Consider the following 19,447-nt stretch of genomic DNA (forward strand, 5'->3'; position numbering starts at 1 on the left):
TGTTTGCCGGGTGTCCGCCTCCTCCAGCGTGGTGGCTGCCGGCAGGCAAGGCCTCGGGAGTTCTGCGACGGGATCTTGAGCGGCCGACAGGTGATGCAGTCAGGGGCGACGGAGACGGCGCCCGATCGCTTAGCGCCAGTTTGAATGGTAGATGGAATGAGGCAGAACCGGACTCTCGACAAGCCCCGCCTGCTTGGCCTGGTATGGCCCTTCATCGTCGTGGTGCTGCTGCAGGCCATGCTGGCGGGCGGCAGTCTCTACGTCCTCTCCGCGGTGCGCAGCTATGTCGGCGGCGAAAGCCTCTGGTCGAAGGGCCAGAAGGATGCCATCTACTACCTCACCCTCTATGCCGACTCACGCGCCGACGAAGATTTCCGCCGCTACGAGGAGGCCATCGCGATCCCCCTCGGCGACCGCGAGATGCGCCTCGCCCTGGACCAGCCCGACCCGGACATCGAGGCGGCTCGCCAGGGCATCCTCAAGGGCGGCAACCATGCCGACGACGTTGCCGCGATCATCTGGCTGTACCGCAACTTCCACGACTTCAGTTACTTCGAGCGCGCCATCGAGCTGTGGCTGGTGGGCGACAAGTACGTCATGGAACTGATCGATGTCGCCGGCAAGATGCGCGCGGGCATCGGTGCCGGGCAGGCCAGCGCCGAGCAGGTGCAACAGTGGAAGACCGAGATCCACGCGATCAACGAGAAGGTCACGCCGGCGGCCAAGGCCTTCAGCGACGCCCTTGGCGAGGGCTCGCGGGCCTTGCTCAGGCTGCTGCTGGTGGCCAACCTGACCACCGCCAGCGTGCTCATCCTGCTGGCGTTCCTGCGGACCCGGCAGCAACTGATGCAGCGCCAGGAAGTGGAGAACGCCCTCGATGCCGAGCGCGAACGGGCCCAGATCACCCTGGCCTCGATCGGCGACGGAGTGATCACCGCCGATACCCAGGGGGGTATTTCCTACCTCAACCCGGCCGCCGAGCAGATGACCAACTGGACGCTGGACAAGGCCCGCGGCCTGCCCCTGGCGTCGCTGTTCCGGATCGTCGACGAAAGCTCGCGGGAGGAGGGCATGCTGCTGATCGAGCAGATCCTCAGCGGCGAGATCGACGGCGGCCGCGAGCATTCCAAGCTGGTTCTGCGTCACGACGGCAGCAGCGTGCCGGTGACCCTGGTGGGCGCGCCGATCCACCGTGGCGGCGAGATCACCGGGGTGGTCCTGGTGCTTCACGACATGACCCGCGAGCGCCAGTACATGGCGCGCCTGTCCTGGCAGGCGACCCACGATGCGTTGACCGGGCTGACCAACCGCCGCGAGTTCGAGTATCGCCTGCAGATAGCGCTGGAGCGCCTGGAGCGCAACAGCGGGCGGCACGCCCTGATGTTCCTCGACCTGGACCAGTTCAAGCTGGTCAACGACACCTGCGGCCACGCCGCCGGCGACGAACTGCTGCGCCAGGTCTGTACCCTGCTGCAACAAGGCTTGCGCGAGGGCGACACGCTGGCGCGGCTGGGCGGCGACGAGTTCGGCATCCTGCTGGAGAACTGCCCGGCGGAAAAAGCCGTGGAGATCGCCGACCATCTGCGCAAGACGGTCCAGGACCTGCACTTCACCTGGAGCGGGCAGCCGTTCAACTGCACCGTCAGCGTCGGCCTGGTGCACCTGCTGCCGGGTATCTCGACCCTCGAGGAGGCGCTGCGCTCCGCCGACATGGCCTGCTACATGGCCAAGGAAAAGGGGCGCAATCGGGTCCAGGTGTTCCATCAGGACGACGTCGAACTGTCGATGCGCTTCGGCGAGATGACCTGGGTCCAGCGCATCCACCTGGCGCTGGAGGAAGACCGCTTCAGCCTCTATGCCCAGCCCATCGTGCCGCTGGGCGAAGGCGCGGAGGAGGGCTTGCACGTCGAACTGCTGCTGCGCCTGCGCGACGAGGGCGGGCGCCTGGTGCCGCCGCTGAGCTTCATACCCGCCGCCGAGCGCTACGGCCTGATGACGCTGATCGATCGCTGGGTGGTGGAGAATGCCTTCCGCACCCTCGTCGAGCGGGCACAGGACCCTCGCGCCGAGCCGATCGGCACCTGCGCCATCAACCTCTCCGGCGCGACCATCGGCGACGAGTCGTTCCTGCAGTTCCTCACCGAGCTGTTCGCCCGTTACCGCATTCCGCCGCAGACGATCTGCTTCGAGGTCACCGAAACAGTGGCGGTTGCCAACCTGGCCAACGCCATCCGCTTCATCAACGAGCTCAAGGACACCGGTTGCCGTTTCTCCCTGGACGATTTCTGCGCCGGCATGTCGTCCTTCATCTACCTCAAGCACCTGCCGGTGGACTACCTGAAGATCGACGGCAGCTTCGTCAAGGACATGCTCGAGGATCCCATCGATCGCGCCATGGTCCAGGTGATCAACCATATCGGCCATGTGATGGGCAAACGTACCATCGCCGAGTTCGTCGAGACCGTCGAAGTGATGGAAGCGCTGCGCGAGATCGGCATCGACTATGCCCAGGGCCTGGCCATCGGCGCGCCCCTGCCGTTCAGTCGCCAGCCTCCGGGGGCTGGACTGGATGCCCAGGGCCTGTGGCCGAGCCTGGGACAGAACCTCCGGTAGGTGACCGCGGGGCGAAGAAAGAGTAGTTTCGCTGCTATGAGGCCGTTGCCGACAAGAAGAGAAGGGAGACGGGTGTGAGCGAGTTCTTTGATCGTACGGGCCCCTTGCAGGAGGCGGGAAGCTATCCGCAGTGGGCGCAGCAACTGATCGTCGACTGCCAGGCGAGCAAGGACCGGGTTTCCGGCCACGAGCTTTACCGGCGCATGCGCGACGCCGAGCTGAGCCCGGCGCTGATGCGCCTGTACCTGATCGGCGGCTGGCCGGTGGTCGAGCAGTTCCCCTTGTACATGTCGCAGAACCTGCTGAAGACCCGTTTCGCCCGTCATCCCGGCGAAGACATGGCGCGCCGCTGGCTGATGCGCAACATTCGGGTCGAACTCAACCACGCCGACTACTGGCTGCACTGGGCCGAGGCCCACGGCGTGAGCCTGGCCGAGATCCAGGCGCAAGACGTGCCGGCCGAACTGCACGCGCTCAGCCACTGGTGCTGGCACACCTGCTCCAGCGACTCGCTGGCGGTGGCCATGGCCGCCACCAACTACGCCATCGAGGGCGTCACCGGGGAGTGGTCGGCGCTGGTCTGTTCGAACGGCGTCTACGAAAACGCCTTCCCCAAGGAAGGCCGCAAACGCGCCATGAAGTGGCTCAAGCTCCACGCGCAGTACGACGATGCCCACCCGTGGGAGGCGCTGGAGATCATCTGCACCCTGGCCGGCACCAATCCCGGCGCCGAGCTGCGCCGGCAACTGCGCGACGCGATCTGCAAGAGCTACGACTACATGTACCTGTTCCTCGAGCGCTGCATGCAGCTGGAGGAGGCGCGCAGCGCCCGCAAGCTCGCGGTCGGCGCGGAGTAGTCTCGCGTGCAGGGGAATCCCGGCGCGTTCCGCCGGGATTCCCCCCGCTCCTCAGGGCACCAGGATGATCTTCTCGCAGGTGCCTTCGTTCACCGCCCGGTACTGCTCCACGCCCTGCTCCAGCGGGACTTCCCGCAGCCCGTCCGGCAGCGGCAGGCGGCCCTGGTCGAACAGCTTGCCGAAGGCGTCGAGGAAGCCTGCGCAGGCTTCCACGCCATAGAGCAGCGAGTTGATCCCCACCACCGAGCCACCGCGACGGTAGAGGTTCAACGCCGGCAGGCGCACATGGCCGTCGGCCGGTGCTGCGATGATCGCCAGGCGACCGAAGGCGGCCAGCGCCGGGACCGCCGCCTCGAGCCAGAAACCGGTCGTATCGAAGATCACCTCGGCCCCGCCGGGGAAGATCCCTTCCACCTGTGCCGCCAGTTCGGCCGGCTCGCCCAGCAGCAGCGCGCTGATGCCCTGCGCTTCCAGCGCCTGGCGTTGCTCCTCGCGTCGCACCGCGCCGATCGCTTCGGCCCCCAGGGCCTTGGCCAGCGCCAGCGCGGCCTTGCCGACCGCGCCGTTGGCGCCGATTACCAGGAGCCGGGTGCCGGCCTTGACCTGGCTGCGTTGCAGGGCGTCCCAGGCGGTGCTGTAGGGCACCCCGCAACTGGCGGCCTGGGCGAAGCTCAGGCTTTCCGGCTTGAGCGCGACGCCGGCGGCCGGCAGGGTCAGGAACTGCGCGTGGCTACCGTCGCGGAAGAATCCCGGTTCCCGCCCGGTGCCCCAGACTGCCTGACCGAGCAGGACCTTCGGTCCCTCCACCACCACCCCGGCGAAGTCGCGGCCCGGTACCCGGGGCAGGGTGGTATAGGGGAAGCGGCCGAGAACGTTCTTCACGTCGCTCGGATTCAGCCCGGCGGCGCGGATTTCCACCCGCACCTCATCGGCGGCGGGAAGCGGGTCGGGCATGTCCACCAGCTTGAGGGCGGCGAGGTCGCCGGTACGGTCGAATTGCAGTGCTTTCATCGGGGGCTCCGTGTCGTCGCGGGCGATCAGTGCAGCCACTGCTGCAGCAGGTCGCGGCCAAGGGGGAAAAGCTGTTCGCCGAGCTGCATGCCAAGCAGGCCGACCAGGGCGATGGCGGGTGGCGCCGGCGAGCGGAAGTCGAGGACGGCGTAGAGCACGCCGACCAGCAGGCCGATGCCGAGGGAGATCAGGTAGTTCATGGCGGCTGACAGGGACGGTGAACGATGGCACCAGTCTAGTTGGCCGATAAAATATCTATCGGCCAATAACTAACGAATACCGGTCAAGGCTGGAACGGCTGGTGATGCTCGGCCCTGTACTCGGTGGGAGAGACGCCCAGCTCGCGGCGGAACATGTCGCTGAAGGCGCTCGGCGTATATCCCAGGGCATGGGCGATGCCTGCCACCGGACGGCCATCGATGAGCGCGGCGGCGGCGGTCGCCAGCTGCACCTGCCGCCGCCAGTCGGCGAAGCCCATGCCCAGGCTGCGCTGGAACAGGCGCGAGAGGGTCCGCACGCTGGCCCCGGCGTCTTCGGCCAGGCGCTCCAGGCCGATGTCCAGGGAGGGATTGGCCATCACCGCCTGGCACAGCGCGAGCAGGCGCCTGTCGGAGGCGTCCGGCAGCGGTACGCGGAGGCTGGAACGGCGCGCGCGGCCGAGTTCGAGCACGGCGAGATCGGCCAGCGCCCCATAGTAGTGGGGGTCGCTCTGTCGTTCCTGCTCCACCAGGCTGACGATCAGCTCGCGCAGCAGCGGGCCGACCACCAGCACCAGGGTGCGGTCCTCCAGGCCGCGGGAGAGTTCCGGGCTCAGGTAGATGTTGCGCATCTGCAACTCGGAGGCGACCCGCACCGCATGGCGCAGGCCCGGAGGCAACCAGACCGCCCGTTGCGGCGGGACCGGCAGGGCCTCGTCGGGCGTCTCCAGCCACATCATCCCGGACACCGCATGGAGCACCTGGCCCCAGGCGTGCTCGTGGGCATCGACGCGGTGCCCGGCAGGATAGCTGCGGGCGACGCCGCGCAGGGGCCGGCGGCTGTCGCTCAGGTCGGGTGGGGCGGGTCGTGCCATGGGAATGCCGTTGCGGAGGAAAGATGCAGGTTAACCGCTTGACGCGGATCATGCAGCGCCGGCTTTCAGCGCAGCCGTGACAGCGCTGCTGGCAGCTTTTCGCACCGCCCTGTAAAGATAATTTTACGAAGACCGGGCGTTCGCCATGCATGCCGCCGGCGCGTAAGGAATAGTTGCCAGAAACCGTGCGCCGGGCCCTGCGCCGGGCCCTGTCGACGGCTTGTCCGCCGCGCCGCCACGGGGTGAGATGAAAGCATCTCCCATGTCGCCGGCCGCCTGGACCGGCGGCGGTCCATTCAACAAGAACAACGAGGAGGCCGGATGAACGCCGTGGCCAAGATCGAACAGCACAATCCCATCGGTACCGACGGATTCGAATTCGTCGAGTTCACCGCCCCCGACGCCAAGGGCATCGAGCAGCTACGCCAGCTGTTCAACATGATGGGTTTCACCGAAACCGCCAAGCATCGTTCCAAGGAAGTCTTCCTGTTCCAGCAGAACGATATCAACATCGTGCTCAACGGCAGCCCGACCGGGCATGTCCACGAATTCGCCCTCAAGCACGGTCCGAGCGCCTGCGCCATGGCCTTCCGGGTGAAGAACGCTTCCCAGGCCGCCGCCTACGCCGAATCCCAGGGCGCCAAGCTGGTGGGCAGCCACGCCAACTTCGGCGAGCTGAACATCCCCTGCCTGGAAGGCATCGGCGGTTCGCTGCTGTATCTCGTCGACCGCTACGGCGACCGCAGCATCTATGACGTCGACTTCGAGTTCATCGAAGGCCGCAGCGCCAACGACAACTCGGTCGGCCTGACCTACATCGACCACCTGACCCACAACGTCAAGCGCGGCCAGATGGACGTCTGGTCCGGTTTCTACGAGCGCATCGCCAACTTCCGCGAGATTCGCTACTTCGACATCGAAGGCAAGCTCACCGGCCTGTTCTCCCGCGCCATGACCGCACCTTGCGGGAAGATCCGCATCCCGATCAACGAGTCGGCCGACGATACCTCGCAGATCGAGGAATTCATCCGCGAATACCATGGCGAAGGCATCCAGCACATCGCCCTGACCACCGACGACATCTATGCCACCGTGCGCAAGCTGCGCGACAACGGCGTGAAGTTCATGTCGACCCCGGACACCTACTACGAGAAGGTCGACACCCGCGTCGCCGGGCATGGCGAGCCGCTCGAGCAACTGCGCGAACTGAACCTGCTGATCGACGGCGCCCCGGGCGACGACGGCATCCTGCTGCAGATCTTCACCGATACGGTGATCGGCCCGATCTTCTTCGAGATCATCCAGCGCAAGGGCAACCAGGGCTTCGGCGAGGGCAATTTCAAGGCCCTGTTCGAGTCCATCGAGGAAGATCAGATTCGCCGTGGCGTGATCTGATCCCGCTGCCGCCAGCCTCTTCCGGGGCTGGCGGTTTTCCTTGCGCTCCGCGTTTCCGTTCCAGCGGCGCCGATCGCGCCAGCCTTGCCCGCACCGCCGAGCCACGAGCCTGGCGGCCCATTCACGTCACGTACAACAACAAACAGGTGACGCATGATCCGTGAGCCCTTCCTTCGTCCTGCCGACCGCCCGCCGCCACGCGCCCCGCATGGCGTCCGCCGTGCGCCTGCCGCCTGAGCCGCACGGCCCCGTTTCGCCTCCGACAACAATAAATTTCCACTTGCGTGAGATAACTCAATGGACGGCCAACATCCGCATTCGGGCGAGCTCAAGCGCGGCCTGAAGAATCGTCACATCCAGTTGATCGCCCTCGGCGGCGCCATCGGCACCGGCCTGTTCCTCGGCTCGGCCGGGGTGCTCAAGTCGGCGGGCCCGTCGATGATCCTCGGCTACGCCATCGCCGGCTTCATCGCTTTCATGATCATGCGCCAGCTCGGCGAGATGATCGTCGAGGAGCCGGTCGCCGGCTCCTTCAGCCACTTCGCGCACAAGTACTGGGGCGGCTTCGCCGGCTTCCTCTCCGGCTGGAACTGCTGGGTGCTGTACATCCTGGTCGGGATGTCGGAACTGACCGCGGTCGGCAAGTACATCCACTACTGGTGGCCGGAGGTGCCGACCTGGGCCACGGCGGCGTTGTTCTTCGTCGTCGTCAACGCGATCAACCTGGCCAACGTCAAGGCCTTCGGCGAAGCCGAGTTCTGGTTCGCGATCATCAAGGTGGTGGCGATCATCGGCATGATCCTGCTCGGCTGCTACCTGCTGTTCAGCGGCAGCGGCGGTCCGCAGGCTTCGGTGAGCAACCTCTGGGCACACGGCGGTTTCTTCCCCAACGGAGTGAGCGGACTGGTGATGGCCATGGCGATCATCATGTTCTCCTTCGGTGGCCTGGAAATGCTCGGCTTCACCGCGGCCGAGGCGGACAAGCCGAGGACGGTGATCCCGAAGGCGATCAACCAGGTGATCTATCGCATCCTGATCTTCTACATCGGCGCCCTGGTCGTGCTGCTCTCGCTGACGCCCTGGGACAGCCTGCTGCAGACCCTCAACGCTTCCGGCGATGCCTACAGCGGTAGCCCGTTCGTGCAGATCTTCTCGATGATCGGCAGCGGCACCGCCGCGCACCTGCTGAACTTCGTGGTGCTCACCGCCGCGCTGTCGGTGTACAACAGCGGCACCTATTGCAACGGCCGCATGCTTCTCGGCCTGGCCGAGCAAGGCGATGCTCCGCGCGCGCTGGCCAGGGTCGACAAGCGCGGCGTACCGGTACGCGCCCTGGTGGTATCGGCGTTGGTGACCTTCCTCGCGGTGGTGGTGAACTATGTGATCCCGCACCAGGCGCTGGAGCTGCTGATGTCGCTGGTGGTGGCGGCGCTGGTGATCAACTGGGCGATGATCAGCATGGCGCACCTGAAGTTCCGCGCGCAGATGGACCGCCAGGGCACCCGCACGCACTTCCGCGCGTTCTGGTATCCGTACGGCAACTACCTGTGCATGGCCTTCGTGGTGTTCATCCTCGGCGTCATGCTGCTGATCCCCGGCATCCAGGTCTCGGTCTATGCCATCCCGGTCTGGCTGCTGGTGATGTGGGCCTGCTACCGACTCAAGGGAGCCCCGCGGCCGATGCCGGGCCTGCGGGTGAAGCCGGTCACCGAGTGATCGATGGGGCGCCGGCGCGGAGAGGAGAGGGGAGTGCTCCTTTGCGCGTTCCGGCGGCCCACAAGACTTTTTCTAGGGGCGCCTGTCGTTGACGCGGCAGGTGCCGAGTTCCTACAGTGGCAGCGCCATTTTTTCTCGTTAGAGGGATTTCCATGAAAAAAGCGCTCTGGCTGCTTCTGGCTGCCGTTCCCGTGGTCCTGGTCGCCTGCGGCGGCAGCGACGACGACAAGCAGACCGCCCAGGTCGATTACCTGGCCCTGCCGGGGGATGCCAAGCTGGATACCCGCAGCGTCGACTACAAGTGCGAGAACGGTCGCAAGTTCACCGTGCAGTACCTGAACAAGGGCGACAACAGCCTCGCCGTGGTGCCGGTCAGCGACAACTCGACGCTGGTCTTCAGCAATGTGATTTCCGCCTCCGGCGCCAAGTACGCCGCCGGCCAGTACATCTGGTGGACCAAGGGCGAGGAAGCCACCCTCTACGGCGACTGGAAGGGCGGCGAGCCCACCGACGGGGTCGCCTGCAAGGAGCGTTGAGTTCGACCTGGCGTCTCGCCGAAATGAAGGAACCCGGCCGCGGCCGGGTTTCTTTTTGCCTGCTTTTCCGCTCGGCAAAGGGGTTATGCTGGCAGCCCCGTTGGTCCACCGTGCCGCCCCATGCTGATCATCTCCAATGCCGTCCACCTGCCCGACCATGAGATCGAGCTGAATGCCATTCGCGCCCAGGGGGCTGGCGGGCAGAACGTCAACAAGGTCTCCAGCGCGGTGCACCTGCGCTTCGACATCCAGGCCTCGTCGCTGCCGCCGTTCTACAAGGAGCGCCTGCTGGCACTGAACGACCAGCGCATCAGCAGCGACGGTGTGGTGGTGATCAAGGCCCAGCAGTACCGGACCCAGGAGCAGAACCGCGAGGATGCCCTGGAACGCCTGGCGGAGTTGATCCGCAGCGTGGCCAAGGTGCAGAAGGCGCGGCGCCCGACCAAGCCTACGCGCGGCTCGCAGAAGCGCCGGCTGGACGGCAAGGCCAAGCGCGGCGCGGTGAAGGCCGGGCGCAGCAAGGTGGATTTCTGAGCCGGCCGGTCTTCGCGACGGATCAGCGTACGGCCTGGGCCACCGGCTGGCCGAGGCCGCGCTCGCGGTCGCGCTGCAGGCGATAGGCCTTGGCCGCGGCCGGGATCGCAGTGACCTGGCCGGTTTCCAGCCAGCGTCGCAGGCGGGTGGCGTCGGCGAAGTGGGTGTACTTGCCGAAGGCGTCCAGCACCACCAGGTTGACCGGGCTGCGGTTGATCGTGGTGCGCATCACCAGGCAGTGGCCTGCCTCGTTGGTGAAGCCGGTCTTGGTCAACTGGATGTTCCAGGTCTTGTTGTTGATCAGGTGGTTGGTGTTGCGGAAGCCCAGGGTGTAGTTGGGGTGGCGGAAGGCCACGGTCTTCTCCGGAGTGGTGCTCCACTGGCTGAGCAGCGGGTATTGCCGGCTGGCCACCAGCAGGCGGGTGAGGTCGCGGGCGGTGGAGACGTTGTGCAGCGACAGCCCGGTCGGCTCGACGTAGCGGGTGTTCTTCATGCCCAGGGCATGGGCCTTGGCGTTCATCGCCTTGACGAAGGCGTTCTTGCCGCCCGGATAGTTCTGCGCGAGGCTGGCGGCGGCGCGGTTCTCCGAGGACATCAGGGCGAGCAGGAGCATATCCCGGCGGCTGATCTGGCTGCCGACCCGTACCCGGGAAAACACCCCGCGCATTTCGCTGGTCTCGCTGATGGCGATCGGCAGTACCTCGTCCAACGGCAGTTTCGAGTCGAGCACGACCATGACGGTCATCAGCTTGGTGATCGAGGCGATCGGCACCACCAGGTCGGGGTTGCGTGAGTAGAGCACCTTGCCGGTGTTCTGGTCGGTAACCAGCGCGCTGCCCGAGGCCAGTTCCTGTTGCAGCGGCAGCCGCGTCTTCGGTGGCGGGGAGGCGGATACCGCGGTGGCAACGCTGAGGGACAGGAACAGGGTGACCAGTGACAGGAGACGGTTTCTCACGTGCGTTGCTCACTAAGACGAGAAAGTGGGGGCCGTGGGGCGCAGTGTGAACTGGTGCCCATAATTGAGCATTTTATGCTCTTTTATAGGAAAAGCACGTAGGGCTTTGAAAGTGCTGACTTATGGCTGGCCCGGTTCGGAGAGGTTCGGCGGATAACGCCTGTGGCGTTATTCGCCCTACGCCCACAAGGTCGTGGTGCGGTAGGGCGAATAACCGCGAAGCGGTTATCCGCCGCCTTGGCGGGAGTGCGCGGCGTTAGCGGGGGCGAAAAAAAGCCGGCCATCGCAGCCGGCTCAGGGGAACCGTGAGGGTTCAGTCCGCGCAGACCTGGGCGATGGCTTGCGCCAGGCGGTCGAGGTGGCGTGCGTCGAGACCGGCGACGTTGGCCCGGCCGCTGGAGACCAGATAAACGGCGTGCTCGTCGCGCAACCGAGCGACCTGCTGCGGGCCCAGTCCGGTATAGGAGAACATCCCGCGTTGCGCGCCGACATGGGCGAAGCGCTCGGCCAGGCCGTGCGGCGCCAGGGCTTCGACCAGGCCGATGCGCAGGCTGGCGATGCGCGAGCGCATGCCTTCGACCTCTTCCTGCCAGAGTCCCTTCAACTCGCTGTCGCCGAGGATCGCCGCGACCACCTCGGCGCCATGCGCTGGCGGGGTCGACCAGAGGTTTCGGGCGAGGAAGGCCAGTTGGCTACGCACGTCGGTGAGCTTCTCGGCGTTCTGCGCGCAGACGATCAGCGCACCGACGCGGTCGCGGTACAGGCCGAAGTTCTTCGAGCAGGAACTGGTGACCAGCACCTCCGGCAGTTCGCCGGCGAACAGGCGTACCGCCCAGGCGTCTTCCTCGAGACCGTCGCCGAAGCCCTGGTAGGCGAAGTCGATCAGCGGCAGCAGCTCGCGGCGACGCACCACGTCGAGCACCCTGCGCCAGTCGTCGTGGCTCAGGTCGAAACCGGTCGGGTTGTGGCAGCAGGCATGCAGCAGCACCACGTCTCCCTGGGGAATGCGCTCCAGGCCAGCAAGCATCGCCTCGACATCCAGGCGGTTGTCGGCGTTGACGTAGGGGTAGTGGGAAACCTTCAGGCCGGCGGCGGCGAACAGCGTCTCGTGGATCGGCCAGGTCGGGGCGCTCAGCCAGATGCCGCGGCCGGGCAGGCAGTGGGCGATGAAGTCGCCGGCCAGGCGCAAGGCGCCGGTGCCGCCGGGCGTCTGGGTGGCGTCGGCGCGTTGCTCCAGCAACAGCGGCGAGGCGGCGCCGAGCGCCAGTTCCGCCAGGCGCGCGGCGAACAGCGCGTCGCCGTGGCCGCCGACGTAGCTCTTGGTGGTTTCCTGCTCGACCAGGCGCTGCTCGGCGAGTTTCACCGAGCGCAGGATCGGGGTCAGGCCCTGGGCATCCTTGTAGACGCCGACGCCGAGGTCCAGCTTGTCCGCGCGCGGATCGTTGCGGTAGGCGTCGAGCAGGCCCAGGATCGGGTCGCCCGGTACGCGGGCGACCTTGGCGAAATGACTCATTTGCGCCCCTCGGCGGTTTTCGCTACCTCGTCGGTGCGCGCCGCCATGATGAAATCGTTGCGGTGCAGGCCTTTGATCGAATGGCTCCACCAGGTCACGGTGACTTTGCCCCACTCGGTCAGCAGGCCCGGATGGTGGCCTTCGGCCTCGGATATCTCGCCGACGGCATTGGTGAAGGCCAGGGCGTGCTTGAAGTTCTTGAACAGGTAGACCTTTTCCAGCTGCATGATGCCGTCGCGGACTTCGATGTTCCAATCCGGGATCTGCCGCAGCAGCACGGGCAGTTCTTCGTCGCTGACGTGCGGGGCGTCGGCGCGGCAGGCTTCGCAATGGGCTTGGGTGAGTGCGGTCATGGTGGGAGTCCTTGGTTGTTGCATGTGGGAGCGGCGGGCGGGCCGGGCCCGTCCACCATAGTACAAGACCGCCGCGGGGGCAGCCGCGGCGGCGTTTCTCGTCAGGCCGCCTGCTTGGGTGGGAACAGCGGCGCGTGCAGGCCCAGGCGCATGGCCTCGTGGACCAGCGCCATGATGTCTTCCTGGGCCAGTTGGAACAGGCGCTTGAGGTCGGGCAGGACGAAATAGAGCGGTTGCAGGATGTCGATGCGGTAGGGCGTGCGCATCGCCTCCAGCGGATTGAAGGCCTGGTGCAGCGGCTCGTCGGAGAGGCTGTAGACGGTCTCCTTCGGCGAGGAGAGAATGCCGCCGCCGTAGATGCGCTTGCCCTGGTCGGTCTCGACCAGGCCGAACTCGATGGTCATCCAGTACAGGCGGGCGAGGAACACCCGCTCCTCCTTGCTCGCCTTGAGGCCCAGCTTGCCGTAGGTATGGGTGAACTCGGCGAACCAGGGGTTGGTCAGCAGGGGGCAGTGGCCGAAGATCTCGTGGAAGATGTCCGGCTCCTGCAGGTAGTCCAGTTCTTCCGGGGTGCGGATGAAGGTGGCGACGGGGAATTGCTGGCTGGCCAGCAGTTCGAAGAAGGTCTGGAACGGAATCAGCGCCGGAACCCGCGCCACGCGCCAGCCGGTGGTGGCCTGGAGAACCCTGTTGATCTCGTCGAGCTGGGGGATCCGCTCGTGGGGCAGGCCGAGCTGTTCGATGCCGTCGAGGTATTCCTGACAGGCGCGGCCTTCGATCACCTTCAGTTGCCGGGTGATCAGGGTATTCCAGACCTGGTGCTCGGTTTCCGGATAGTGGATGAAACCGTTGTCGTCGGGCTGGCGGGCCACGTACTGCGTCGTTTTCATACGGACTCCATGAGCGGCTTGTGGCCGCGGGGTCTTTGTTGTTGTCGTTGCCTTATCGATACCGCGTCGGGACGGTCCGTGCAGCCCCGGATAGGGACCGGGCAACGGGGATGAATCGGCTTTTTCGTAAAGTTTTCCTTACGAATTGGCCTGGGTCGCCTGTTCATTGGGCCAGGCATTCTTGCTGGTGAGTCTAACTGTCACATATTCTTGACGGAAATTTCCGGCCGGGAGTTAAAAAAACCGGCCGCGAGCCCATCAGAACGACAACATCGGGCCACGCCATGCGTATCAAAGTGCACTGCCAGAACCGTGTAGGCATCCTCCGCGACATCCTCAACCTGCTGGTCGACTACGGCATCAACGTCAATCGCGGCGAAGTCGGCGGTGACCAGGGCAACGCCATCTACCTGCTCTGTCCGAACATGATCAACCTCCAGTTGCAGTCGCTGCGGCCCAAGCTGGAGGCGGTGCCGGGGGTCTTCGGGGTCAAGCGGGTCGGCCTGATGCCCAGCGAACGCCGGCACCTGGAACTCAACGCGCTGCTCGCCGCCCTGGACTTCCCGGTGCTCTCGGTGGACATGGGCGGGCAGATCGTCGCCGCCAACCGTGCCGCCGCGCAGTTGCTCGGCGTGCGCGTCGACGAGGTGCCGGGGATTCCGCTGTCGCGCTATGTCGAGGACCTCGACCTGCCCGAACTGGTGCGCGCCAACAAGGCGCGGATCAACGGGCTGCGGGTGAAGGTGAAGGGCGACGTGTTCCTCGCCGACATCGCGCCGCTGCAATCCGAGCACGACGAGAGCGAGGCGCTGGCTGGAGCGGTGCTGACCCTGCATCGCGCGGATCGCGTCGGCGAGCGCATCTACCATGTGCGCAAGCAGGAGTTGCGTGGCTTCGACAGTATCTTCCAGAGCTCGCGGGTAATGGCCGCGGTGGTCCGCGAGGCGCGGCGCATGGCGCCGCTGGATGCGCCGCTGCTGATCGAGGGCGAGACCGGCACCGGCAAGGAGCTGCTGGCGCGCGCCTGCCACCTGGCCAGCCCGCGCGGGCAGTCGCCGTTCATGGCGTTGAACTGCGCCGGCCTGCCGGAATCCATGGCCGAGACCGAGCTGTTCGGCTATGGTCCGGGAGCCTTCGAGGGCGCCCGTCCGGAAGGCAAACTCGGCCTGCTGGAGCTTACCGCCGGCGGCACGCTGTTCCTCGACGGCGTCGGCGAGATGAGCCCGCGCCTGCAGGCCAAGCTGTTGCGCTTCCTGCAGGACGGCTGTTTCCGCCGGGTCGGCAGCGACGAGGAGGTGTACCTGGACGTGCGGGTGATCTGCGCCACCCAGGTAGACCTGTCCGAACTCTGCGCCAAGGGCGAATTCCGCCAGGACCTCTATCACCGTCTCAATGTGCTCTCGCTGCACATCCCGCCGCTGCGCGAGTGCCTGGATGGCCTGGCGCCGCTCGCCGAGCATTTCCTCGACCAGGCCAGCCGGCAGATCGGCTGCGGCCTGCCGAAGCTCTCCGCGCAGGCGCTGGAACGTCTCGAACGCTACCACTGGCCGGGCAACGTGCGGCAATTGGAAAACGTGCTGTTCCAGGCGGTTTCGCTGTGCGAAGGGGGAACGGTCAAGGCCGAGCACATCCGTCTGCCGGACTACGGCGCGCCGCAGCCGCTGGGGGATTTTTCCCTGGAAGGAGACCTCGACGCCATCGTCGGGCGCTTCGAGAAGGCGGTGCTGGAGCGCCTGTTCCGCGAGCATCCGAGCAGCCGCCAGTTGGGCAAGCGCCTCGGCGTTTCGCATACCACGGCGGCGAACAAGCTGCGCCAGCATGGCGTGGGGCAAGGCGAGGGCTGAGCGTCATGCTTGCCGGTTTGTTGCAGGCTGGGAAAGAAACGGCAGAGGCGTCGGTCCTTGTGGAAGGGCGCCAGCGCGGTTTGAGGCGAGGGGAAGACGGCCAGGATGTTCGTCGAGGGATGGGATTGTCGCCGCCGAGTACACAATGATCGCGCCGGATGGGCGAGTTGCCCGTCGTGGCGCGATCCTTCGGAGGTCGACCCGGGTCGAGGAGAGTTTAGCCGCCAGTGCAGCCGTTGCCCCAGACCTGATATTCGACGGTATGTTTCTGGCCGTTCGAATCTTCGTAGGTCATGCGTGCGGGAACGATGCCGCACGCATTGGAAGTGTCGGTTGAAGATATAACGCGAGCCACATCCAGTTGCATGCCATAGGCATATTCTTCAACAGCGTTTTCCTGCTGGCTGGCAGGTTGATCCTGGGCGCCAGCCGCCATCACCAGCGGCGAGCAGGCGAACAGGGCCATCAGGGCGAAAGCCTTCATTACTATTTACCTGAGTAGTTTCTGAGTGGGTACGATCTGCCGTCGGAAGACAGGCGGACAGGTCACCGGTGCAACTCGATAAACAAGGCTGGATAAGTAAGTCTGCAATCAAGTTGCGGAGTCGAAGTTCAACGGGAGTTAACTTCGGCTGTTGGGTTTATTGTAAGTTGGGATAGGCTGCGACATATAGACTCAGTCAAGACAAGAACCTTGTACGGATCGGTAACAATACCCCTGCGGCCCTCTGCGCCGCGGCTTTTCGACCGGCTCACGGGTTTCTTTCCTGGCCCAGCGGCGATTGCGGGTCGAGCAGGGCGCTGCGAATGAAGTGCAGGTAGCTGAGCACCCGTCGCAGCGGCGAGGTATCGAACTGCGGTGCGCGCGGCTCCGGCGCCGCGCGTACCGCCATGATCGCCTGGTTCACCGCGTGCAGGGCGCGCTGACGGTTGCTCGGCCCGGGTTGCAGGAACAGCCGGATCAGCGCCCGGCCCATCAGGCGGATCGCCCGGCGCCAGGCGGTGCGTTCGGCGTAGCAGGGCTCCTGGGGCAGGCGTTGCTGTTCGAGGCGCAGCTCGATGATCGCCTGGCCGACCTCCAGCACCAGGAACATCCAGCCCAGCAACCGGCGCTGCACGTCCGGGCGCCCGGCGGAGAAGGTGTAGGCCTGGTTCAGCAGGTCGCGGGTGCCGCTTTCGAAACCGGAGACCAGGCCCTTGCTCTTGCCGCTGATGGCGAACACCACCCGCTCGCGCAGGTCGTGCTCCAGGCGCTTCCACATCCACGGCCGGTTTGGCGGCAGGATCACCATGGCGGCGACCGTGGCGAGGACCATCGACAAGAGTAGCGCCAGGTATTCGTTGAAGAAGGCCAGGGCGTCGTAGCGCGCCATGTTGGCCGGCAGCGAGGCGAAGCAGAACCACACCAGCAGGCCGACGCCGTAGCCGTTCCACTGCGGCCGCCAGAGCAGCAGGGCGCCGACCGCGAAGACCGGCAGCAGGCAGCAGAGCAGCATCGGGAAACCGTCCACGTGGGGTAGCAGGTAGAGCAGCACGAACAGCCCGGTGCAGGCCCCGGCGAGGGTCCCGAGGGTGAGTTGCAGCGACAACCGGCCGGGATTCGGCGAGGTCGAGGAGAGCGCCGAGATCAGCACCGCGGTGAGGGCGAAGGTGCCGCCGTGGGGCCAGGAGGTCTGGATCCAGAAAGTGCCGAGCAGGCCGATCATCAGCGCGCTGCGCGCTCCGGCGACCAGCGCGGCGACCGGGTTGGCGCGGGCGACGAAGCTTTCCTTCCATTGCTCGCGGGCATGGTGGTGCTCGGCCAGGGAGGCGTGGGTCAGGGCGTAGTTGTGCAGGTCGTCGGTGAAACGGAAGGCCAGTTCGGCAGCGGTGTTGAAATCCAGCAGGTCGTTCTCGCCGGGCCGCTGCTCCACCAGGCGCTGGCGGGCCTGGCGGATATTCTGCATCAGTTCCGGCTTGTAGGCCTCGATGCGTTCGGCCAGGCGCGCGGCGTCGGCGTCGGTGGGCGTCCGTTCGCGAATCGGCGCGAGCAGCCCGGCAAGCTCCGCCAGGCAGGGCGCCAGGACCTCCAGGACATTCTGCGCACCGCGCCCGCGCAGGCGCTCGAGCAGACGGTGGAGGCCGTGGAAGCGACTGGTCATGACCATGAATTCGTTGTTCAGGCGAATCAGCCGGCCGCTGCGCAGGCGCATGTGCGGATCTTCGAAAGTAGTGGCGCTGCGCAGGTTTTCCAGGCCCACGGACTGGGCGACGAAGCGCGCGCTGAGCTCGCCGAAGCGCTCGCCGTCGAGGCTGCCCTGCAGGCCTTCGGCGGCGAATCCGGCGAAGTCGCGGAAGCGCCCGTAGAGTGTGTTGCGCAGGGCGGCGCCGCTGGTCTGGGGCAGGAAGATGGCGCTGACGGTACCGGTGCAGAGGATGCCCAGGGATATTTCCAGGACCCTCCACAGCGCCGCCATGAAGGCGCCTTCCGGGTGCGCGGTGGCTGGAATCCCGATCATGGTCGCGGTGTAGCCGGCGAGTACGCAGGCGTAGCCGCGGAAATCGCGGTAGCGCGCGGCGCCGGCGGTGCACAGGCCGACCCAGAGCGCCAGGCAGGCGAGGAACAGCACGCGCTCCTGGGCGAACAGGGCGATCAGAGTGACCATCACGCTGAGGCCGATCAGGGTTCCGACGATGCGGTAGAAGCTCTTGGCCAGGACCTGCCCGCTCTGCGTCTGCATGACGATGAAGACCGTCACCAGCACCGTGCTCGGCTGCGGCAGTTCCAGGCGATAGGCCAGCCACAGGGCGAGGCTGGCGGTGAGCAGGGCCTTGAACACGAAGACCCAGGCGACGCCGTCGCTACGCGCCCATTCGAGCAGGGCGCGGCGCAATTCGTCGGGGCTGGGAAAGAACGCGAGGGAAGCCGGTGGAACCAGGGGGAGACCTTTCCGGGTGGCGCGGGGCACTGCTGCGAATCCTGAACGACGGCGAGGGGAGGCCGAAACGGCTGGGAATTCTAGGAGCGCCCGCGCTTGCGGATAAGAGCTCGGATAGGTGAAAAATTTTTGTCACAAAAGGCAATAATAGGTGGGTTGACTCGTGACAGAATCTGCGCCGCCTTGGGGTGTCCTCCGGGTTGCGTGGAAAAGAGACGCGCCATAAGCGTCAGAGCCTAGAGGGCCGTGATGGATATCCTGTTCAATATGCGCGCGTTCGTCAGCGTCGCGGAGACCGGCAGTTTCACTGCCGCCGCCCAGCGCCTGGACCTGACGACCGCCTATGTCTCCCGTGCGGTGGCCAAGCTGGAGGCCCACCTGCAGACCCGCCTGCTGCATCGCACCACCCGGCGCATCGCGCTGACCGAAGCCGGGCAGCGCTACCTGATGCGCGCCCAGCAGATACTCGCCTACATCGAGGAGGCCGAGGCCGAGGCGGGCGACGCCCATGCGCGGCCGTCGGGCACGCTGAAGGTCCACGCGATGACCGGCATCGGCCAGCACTACCTGATCAAGGCCATCTCGCAATATTGCGAGACCTACCCGGAGGTTGGCTTCGACCTGACCCTGGCCAACCGGATCACCGACATTCTCGACGAGGGCTACGACATTTCCGTGGTGATCGCCCCCGAGCTGCCGGACTCCGGTTTCGTCTCCAAGTGCATCGGCCAGACCTACAGCATCCTCTGCGCCTCGCCGGGCTACATTGCCGCGCATGGCTTCCCCACGCTGCCGGCGGAGCTGTCCGCGCACCGTTGCCTGCGCCTGGTGAACTCGGTGATGTCGCTGGACCGCTGGCTGTTCGACGGTCCCGACGGCCAGGAACTGGCCTGCATCAACCAGACGCATTTCCAGGTCAACACCGCCGACGCCATGACCGAGGCGGTGGTCTCCGGCATGGGTATCGGCGCGCTGCCGGTGTACGCGGCGGTCAACGGCCTGAAGGACGGCAGCCTGGTGCGGGTGTTGCCGCGCTATAGCCTGTTCCATCTCAACGTCTACGCCCTCTACCCCTCGCGGCAGTACCTGGATGCGAAGATCCGCACCTGGGTCGAGTTCCTCCGCGAGCACATGCCGGCGATGCTCGCCGCGGACGAGCGCAGCCTGGCGGAGAGCGGTGGGTTGGCGAACTGAGCGGGAGTGGTGGGCGGCGTTCTTCGCGACGATCGCACCCCGGCTT

17 protein-coding genes are annotated in these 19,447 nt (G+C 66.1%); 8 read left to right on the plus strand and 9 right to left on the minus strand.

Translation table 11 applies throughout. The features are described from left to right. Positions 1-156 precede the first annotated feature (156 nt). Positions 157-2,613, plus strand: coding sequence for an EAL domain-containing protein (locus HMPREF2886_RS10740; protein ID WP_033976520.1), 2,457 nt, complete (start codon positions 157-159; stop codon positions 2,611-2,613). Between the two features lie 74 nt (positions 2,614-2,687). Further along, positions 2,688-3,470: an iron-containing redox enzyme family protein gene (locus HMPREF2886_RS10745; protein ID WP_033971235.1), complete on the plus strand. Its 783-nt coding sequence runs from the start codon at positions 2,688-2,690 to the stop codon at positions 3,468-3,470. Between the two features lie 51 nt (positions 3,471-3,521). On the opposite strand, the gene HMPREF2886_RS10750 is transcribed toward HMPREF2886_RS10745, so the two are convergent. The 3 genes from HMPREF2886_RS10750 to HMPREF2886_RS10760 all read right to left on the minus strand — a co-directional run bounded on the left by HMPREF2886_RS10750 (position 3,522) and on the right by HMPREF2886_RS10760 (position 5,553). Then, positions 3,522-4,481, minus strand: a complete 960-nt coding sequence (locus tag HMPREF2886_RS10750) for a quinone oxidoreductase family protein (RefSeq protein ID WP_033976521.1) — start codon at positions 4,479-4,481, stop codon at positions 3,522-3,524. A 26-nt stretch (positions 4,482-4,507) separates the two neighbouring features. After that, positions 4,508-4,681: a DUF1427 family protein gene (locus HMPREF2886_RS10755; RefSeq protein WP_003085873.1), complete on the minus strand. Its 174-nt coding sequence runs from the start codon at positions 4,679-4,681 to the stop codon at positions 4,508-4,510. Between the two features lie 83 nt (positions 4,682-4,764). Next, entirely contained in the window at positions 4,765-5,553 is a 789-nt protein-coding gene (locus HMPREF2886_RS10760; RefSeq protein WP_033971232.1) for an AraC family transcriptional regulator, read from the minus strand. Positions 5,554-5,874: 321 nt separating this feature from the next. Between HMPREF2886_RS10760 and hppD the strand changes: the two genes are divergently transcribed. From hppD to arfB, 4 genes are all read left to right on the plus strand, one after another. Then, complete coding sequence (hppD, locus tag HMPREF2886_RS10765; RefSeq protein WP_003117128.1) at positions 5,875-6,948, plus strand: 4-hydroxyphenylpyruvate dioxygenase; 1,074 nt, start codon at positions 5,875-5,877, stop codon at positions 6,946-6,948. 297 nt (positions 6,949-7,245) lie between these two features. Continuing rightward, positions 7,246-8,664: an amino acid permease gene (locus HMPREF2886_RS10770; protein ID WP_003085884.1), complete on the plus strand. Its 1,419-nt coding sequence runs from the start codon at positions 7,246-7,248 to the stop codon at positions 8,662-8,664. A 152-nt stretch (positions 8,665-8,816) separates the two neighbouring features. Continuing rightward, positions 8,817-9,200, plus strand: coding sequence for a lysozyme inhibitor (locus HMPREF2886_RS10775; protein ID WP_003085889.1), 384 nt, complete (start codon positions 8,817-8,819; stop codon positions 9,198-9,200). A 120-nt stretch (positions 9,201-9,320) separates the two neighbouring features. Then, a complete protein-coding gene (arfB, locus tag HMPREF2886_RS10780) occupies positions 9,321-9,734 on the plus strand; it encodes an alternative ribosome rescue aminoacyl-tRNA hydrolase ArfB (protein WP_070747334.1) in 414 nt (137 codons plus the stop codon). 22 nt (positions 9,735-9,756) lie between these two features. Here the strand turns inward: arfB and pbpG are convergent, their stop codons facing one another. The 4 genes from pbpG to phhA form a co-directional block, all read right to left on the minus strand. Beyond that, positions 9,757-10,689, minus strand: coding sequence for a D-alanyl-D-alanine endopeptidase (gene pbpG / locus HMPREF2886_RS10785; protein ID WP_070747336.1), 933 nt, complete (start codon positions 10,687-10,689; stop codon positions 9,757-9,759). 313 nt (positions 10,690-11,002) lie between these two features. Then, complete coding sequence (locus HMPREF2886_RS10790) at positions 11,003-12,202, minus strand: amino acid aminotransferase (RefSeq protein ID WP_033971226.1); 1,200 nt, start codon at positions 12,200-12,202, stop codon at positions 11,003-11,005. Further along, complete coding sequence (locus HMPREF2886_RS10795; protein ID WP_003085898.1) at positions 12,199-12,555, minus strand: 4a-hydroxytetrahydrobiopterin dehydratase; 357 nt, start codon at positions 12,553-12,555, stop codon at positions 12,199-12,201. The genes HMPREF2886_RS10790 and HMPREF2886_RS10795 overlap by 4 nt, the downstream gene beginning before the upstream one ends. 101 nt (positions 12,556-12,656) lie before the next feature. Beyond that, positions 12,657-13,445 (minus strand): phenylalanine 4-monooxygenase, encoded by a 789-nt coding sequence (gene phhA / locus HMPREF2886_RS10800; protein WP_003114241.1) that lies wholly within the window; start codon positions 13,443-13,445, stop codon positions 12,657-12,659. 284 nt (positions 13,446-13,729) lie between these two features. On the opposite strand from phhA, the gene HMPREF2886_RS10805 reads away from it, so the two are divergent. Then, the gene (locus tag HMPREF2886_RS10805; protein ID WP_003105980.1) at positions 13,730-15,289 is read left to right on the plus strand and encodes a sigma-54-dependent phenylalanine hydroxylase transcriptional regulator PhhR; all 1,560 of its coding nucleotides are present in this window, start codon (positions 13,730-13,732) and stop codon (positions 15,287-15,289) included. Positions 15,290-15,506: 217 nt separating this feature from the next. On the opposite strand, the gene HMPREF2886_RS10810 is transcribed toward HMPREF2886_RS10805, so the two are convergent. Continuing rightward, positions 15,507-15,773 carry a DUF2790 domain-containing protein gene (locus tag HMPREF2886_RS10810; protein WP_003085904.1) on the minus strand — a complete coding sequence of 89 codons (267 nt, stop codon included), beginning with the start codon at positions 15,771-15,773 and terminating at the stop codon, positions 15,507-15,509. A 268-nt stretch (positions 15,774-16,041) separates the two neighbouring features. Next, positions 16,042-18,237 carry an FUSC family protein gene (locus tag HMPREF2886_RS10815; RefSeq protein WP_073648845.1) on the minus strand — a complete coding sequence of 732 codons (2,196 nt, stop codon included), beginning with the start codon at positions 18,235-18,237 and terminating at the stop codon, positions 16,042-16,044. Between the two features lie 219 nt (positions 18,238-18,456). On the opposite strand from HMPREF2886_RS10815, the gene HMPREF2886_RS10820 reads away from it, so the two are divergent. After that, entirely contained in the window at positions 18,457-19,401 is a 945-nt protein-coding gene (locus HMPREF2886_RS10820) for a LysR family transcriptional regulator (protein WP_070747338.1), read from the plus strand. Positions 19,402-19,447 lie beyond the last annotated feature (46 nt).

This window comes from Pseudomonas sp. HMSC066A08 (assembly GCF_001813025.1).
Lineage (GTDB): Bacteria > Pseudomonadota > Gammaproteobacteria > Pseudomonadales > Pseudomonadaceae > Pseudomonas > Pseudomonas aeruginosa.

Bases quoted from the DNA above. Each gene is read 5' to 3' on its own strand.
- HMPREF2886_RS10790 (WP_033971226.1), bottom strand. From the start codon at position 12,202: ATGAGTCATTTCGCCAAGGTCGCCCGCGTACCGGGCGACCCGATCCTG.
- HMPREF2886_RS10795 (WP_003085898.1), bottom strand. From the start codon at position 12,555: ATGACCGCACTCACCCAAGCCCATTGCGAAGCCTGCCGCGCCGACGCC.
- phhA (WP_003114241.1), bottom strand. From the start codon at position 13,445: ATGAAAACGACGCAGTACGTGGCCCGCCAGCCCGACGACAACGGTTTC.
- hppD (WP_003117128.1), top strand. From the start codon at position 5,875: ATGAACGCCGTGGCCAAGATCGAACAGCACAATCCCATCGGTACCGAC.
- arfB (WP_070747334.1), top strand. From the start codon at position 9,321: ATGCTGATCATCTCCAATGCCGTCCACCTGCCCGACCATGAGATCGAG.
- HMPREF2886_RS10740 (WP_033976520.1), top strand. From the start codon at position 157: ATGAGGCAGAACCGGACTCTCGACAAGCCCCGCCTGCTTGGCCTGGTA.
- HMPREF2886_RS10770 (WP_003085884.1), top strand. From the start codon at position 7,246: ATGGACGGCCAACATCCGCATTCGGGCGAGCTCAAGCGCGGCCTGAAG.
- HMPREF2886_RS10755 (WP_003085873.1), bottom strand. From the start codon at position 4,681: ATGAACTACCTGATCTCCCTCGGCATCGGCCTGCTGGTCGGCGTGCTC.
- HMPREF2886_RS10760 (WP_033971232.1), bottom strand. From the start codon at position 5,553: ATGGCACGACCCGCCCCACCCGACCTGAGCGACAGCCGCCGGCCCCTG.
- HMPREF2886_RS10820 (WP_070747338.1), top strand. From the start codon at position 18,457: ATGGATATCCTGTTCAATATGCGCGCGTTCGTCAGCGTCGCGGAGACC.
- HMPREF2886_RS10750 (WP_033976521.1), bottom strand. From the start codon at position 4,481: ATGAAAGCACTGCAATTCGACCGTACCGGCGACCTCGCCGCCCTCAAG.
- HMPREF2886_RS10775 (WP_003085889.1), top strand. From the start codon at position 8,817: ATGAAAAAAGCGCTCTGGCTGCTTCTGGCTGCCGTTCCCGTGGTCCTG.
- HMPREF2886_RS10810 (WP_003085904.1), bottom strand. From the start codon at position 15,773: ATGAAGGCTTTCGCCCTGATGGCCCTGTTCGCCTGCTCGCCGCTGGTG.
- HMPREF2886_RS10805 (WP_003105980.1), top strand. From the start codon at position 13,730: ATGCGTATCAAAGTGCACTGCCAGAACCGTGTAGGCATCCTCCGCGAC.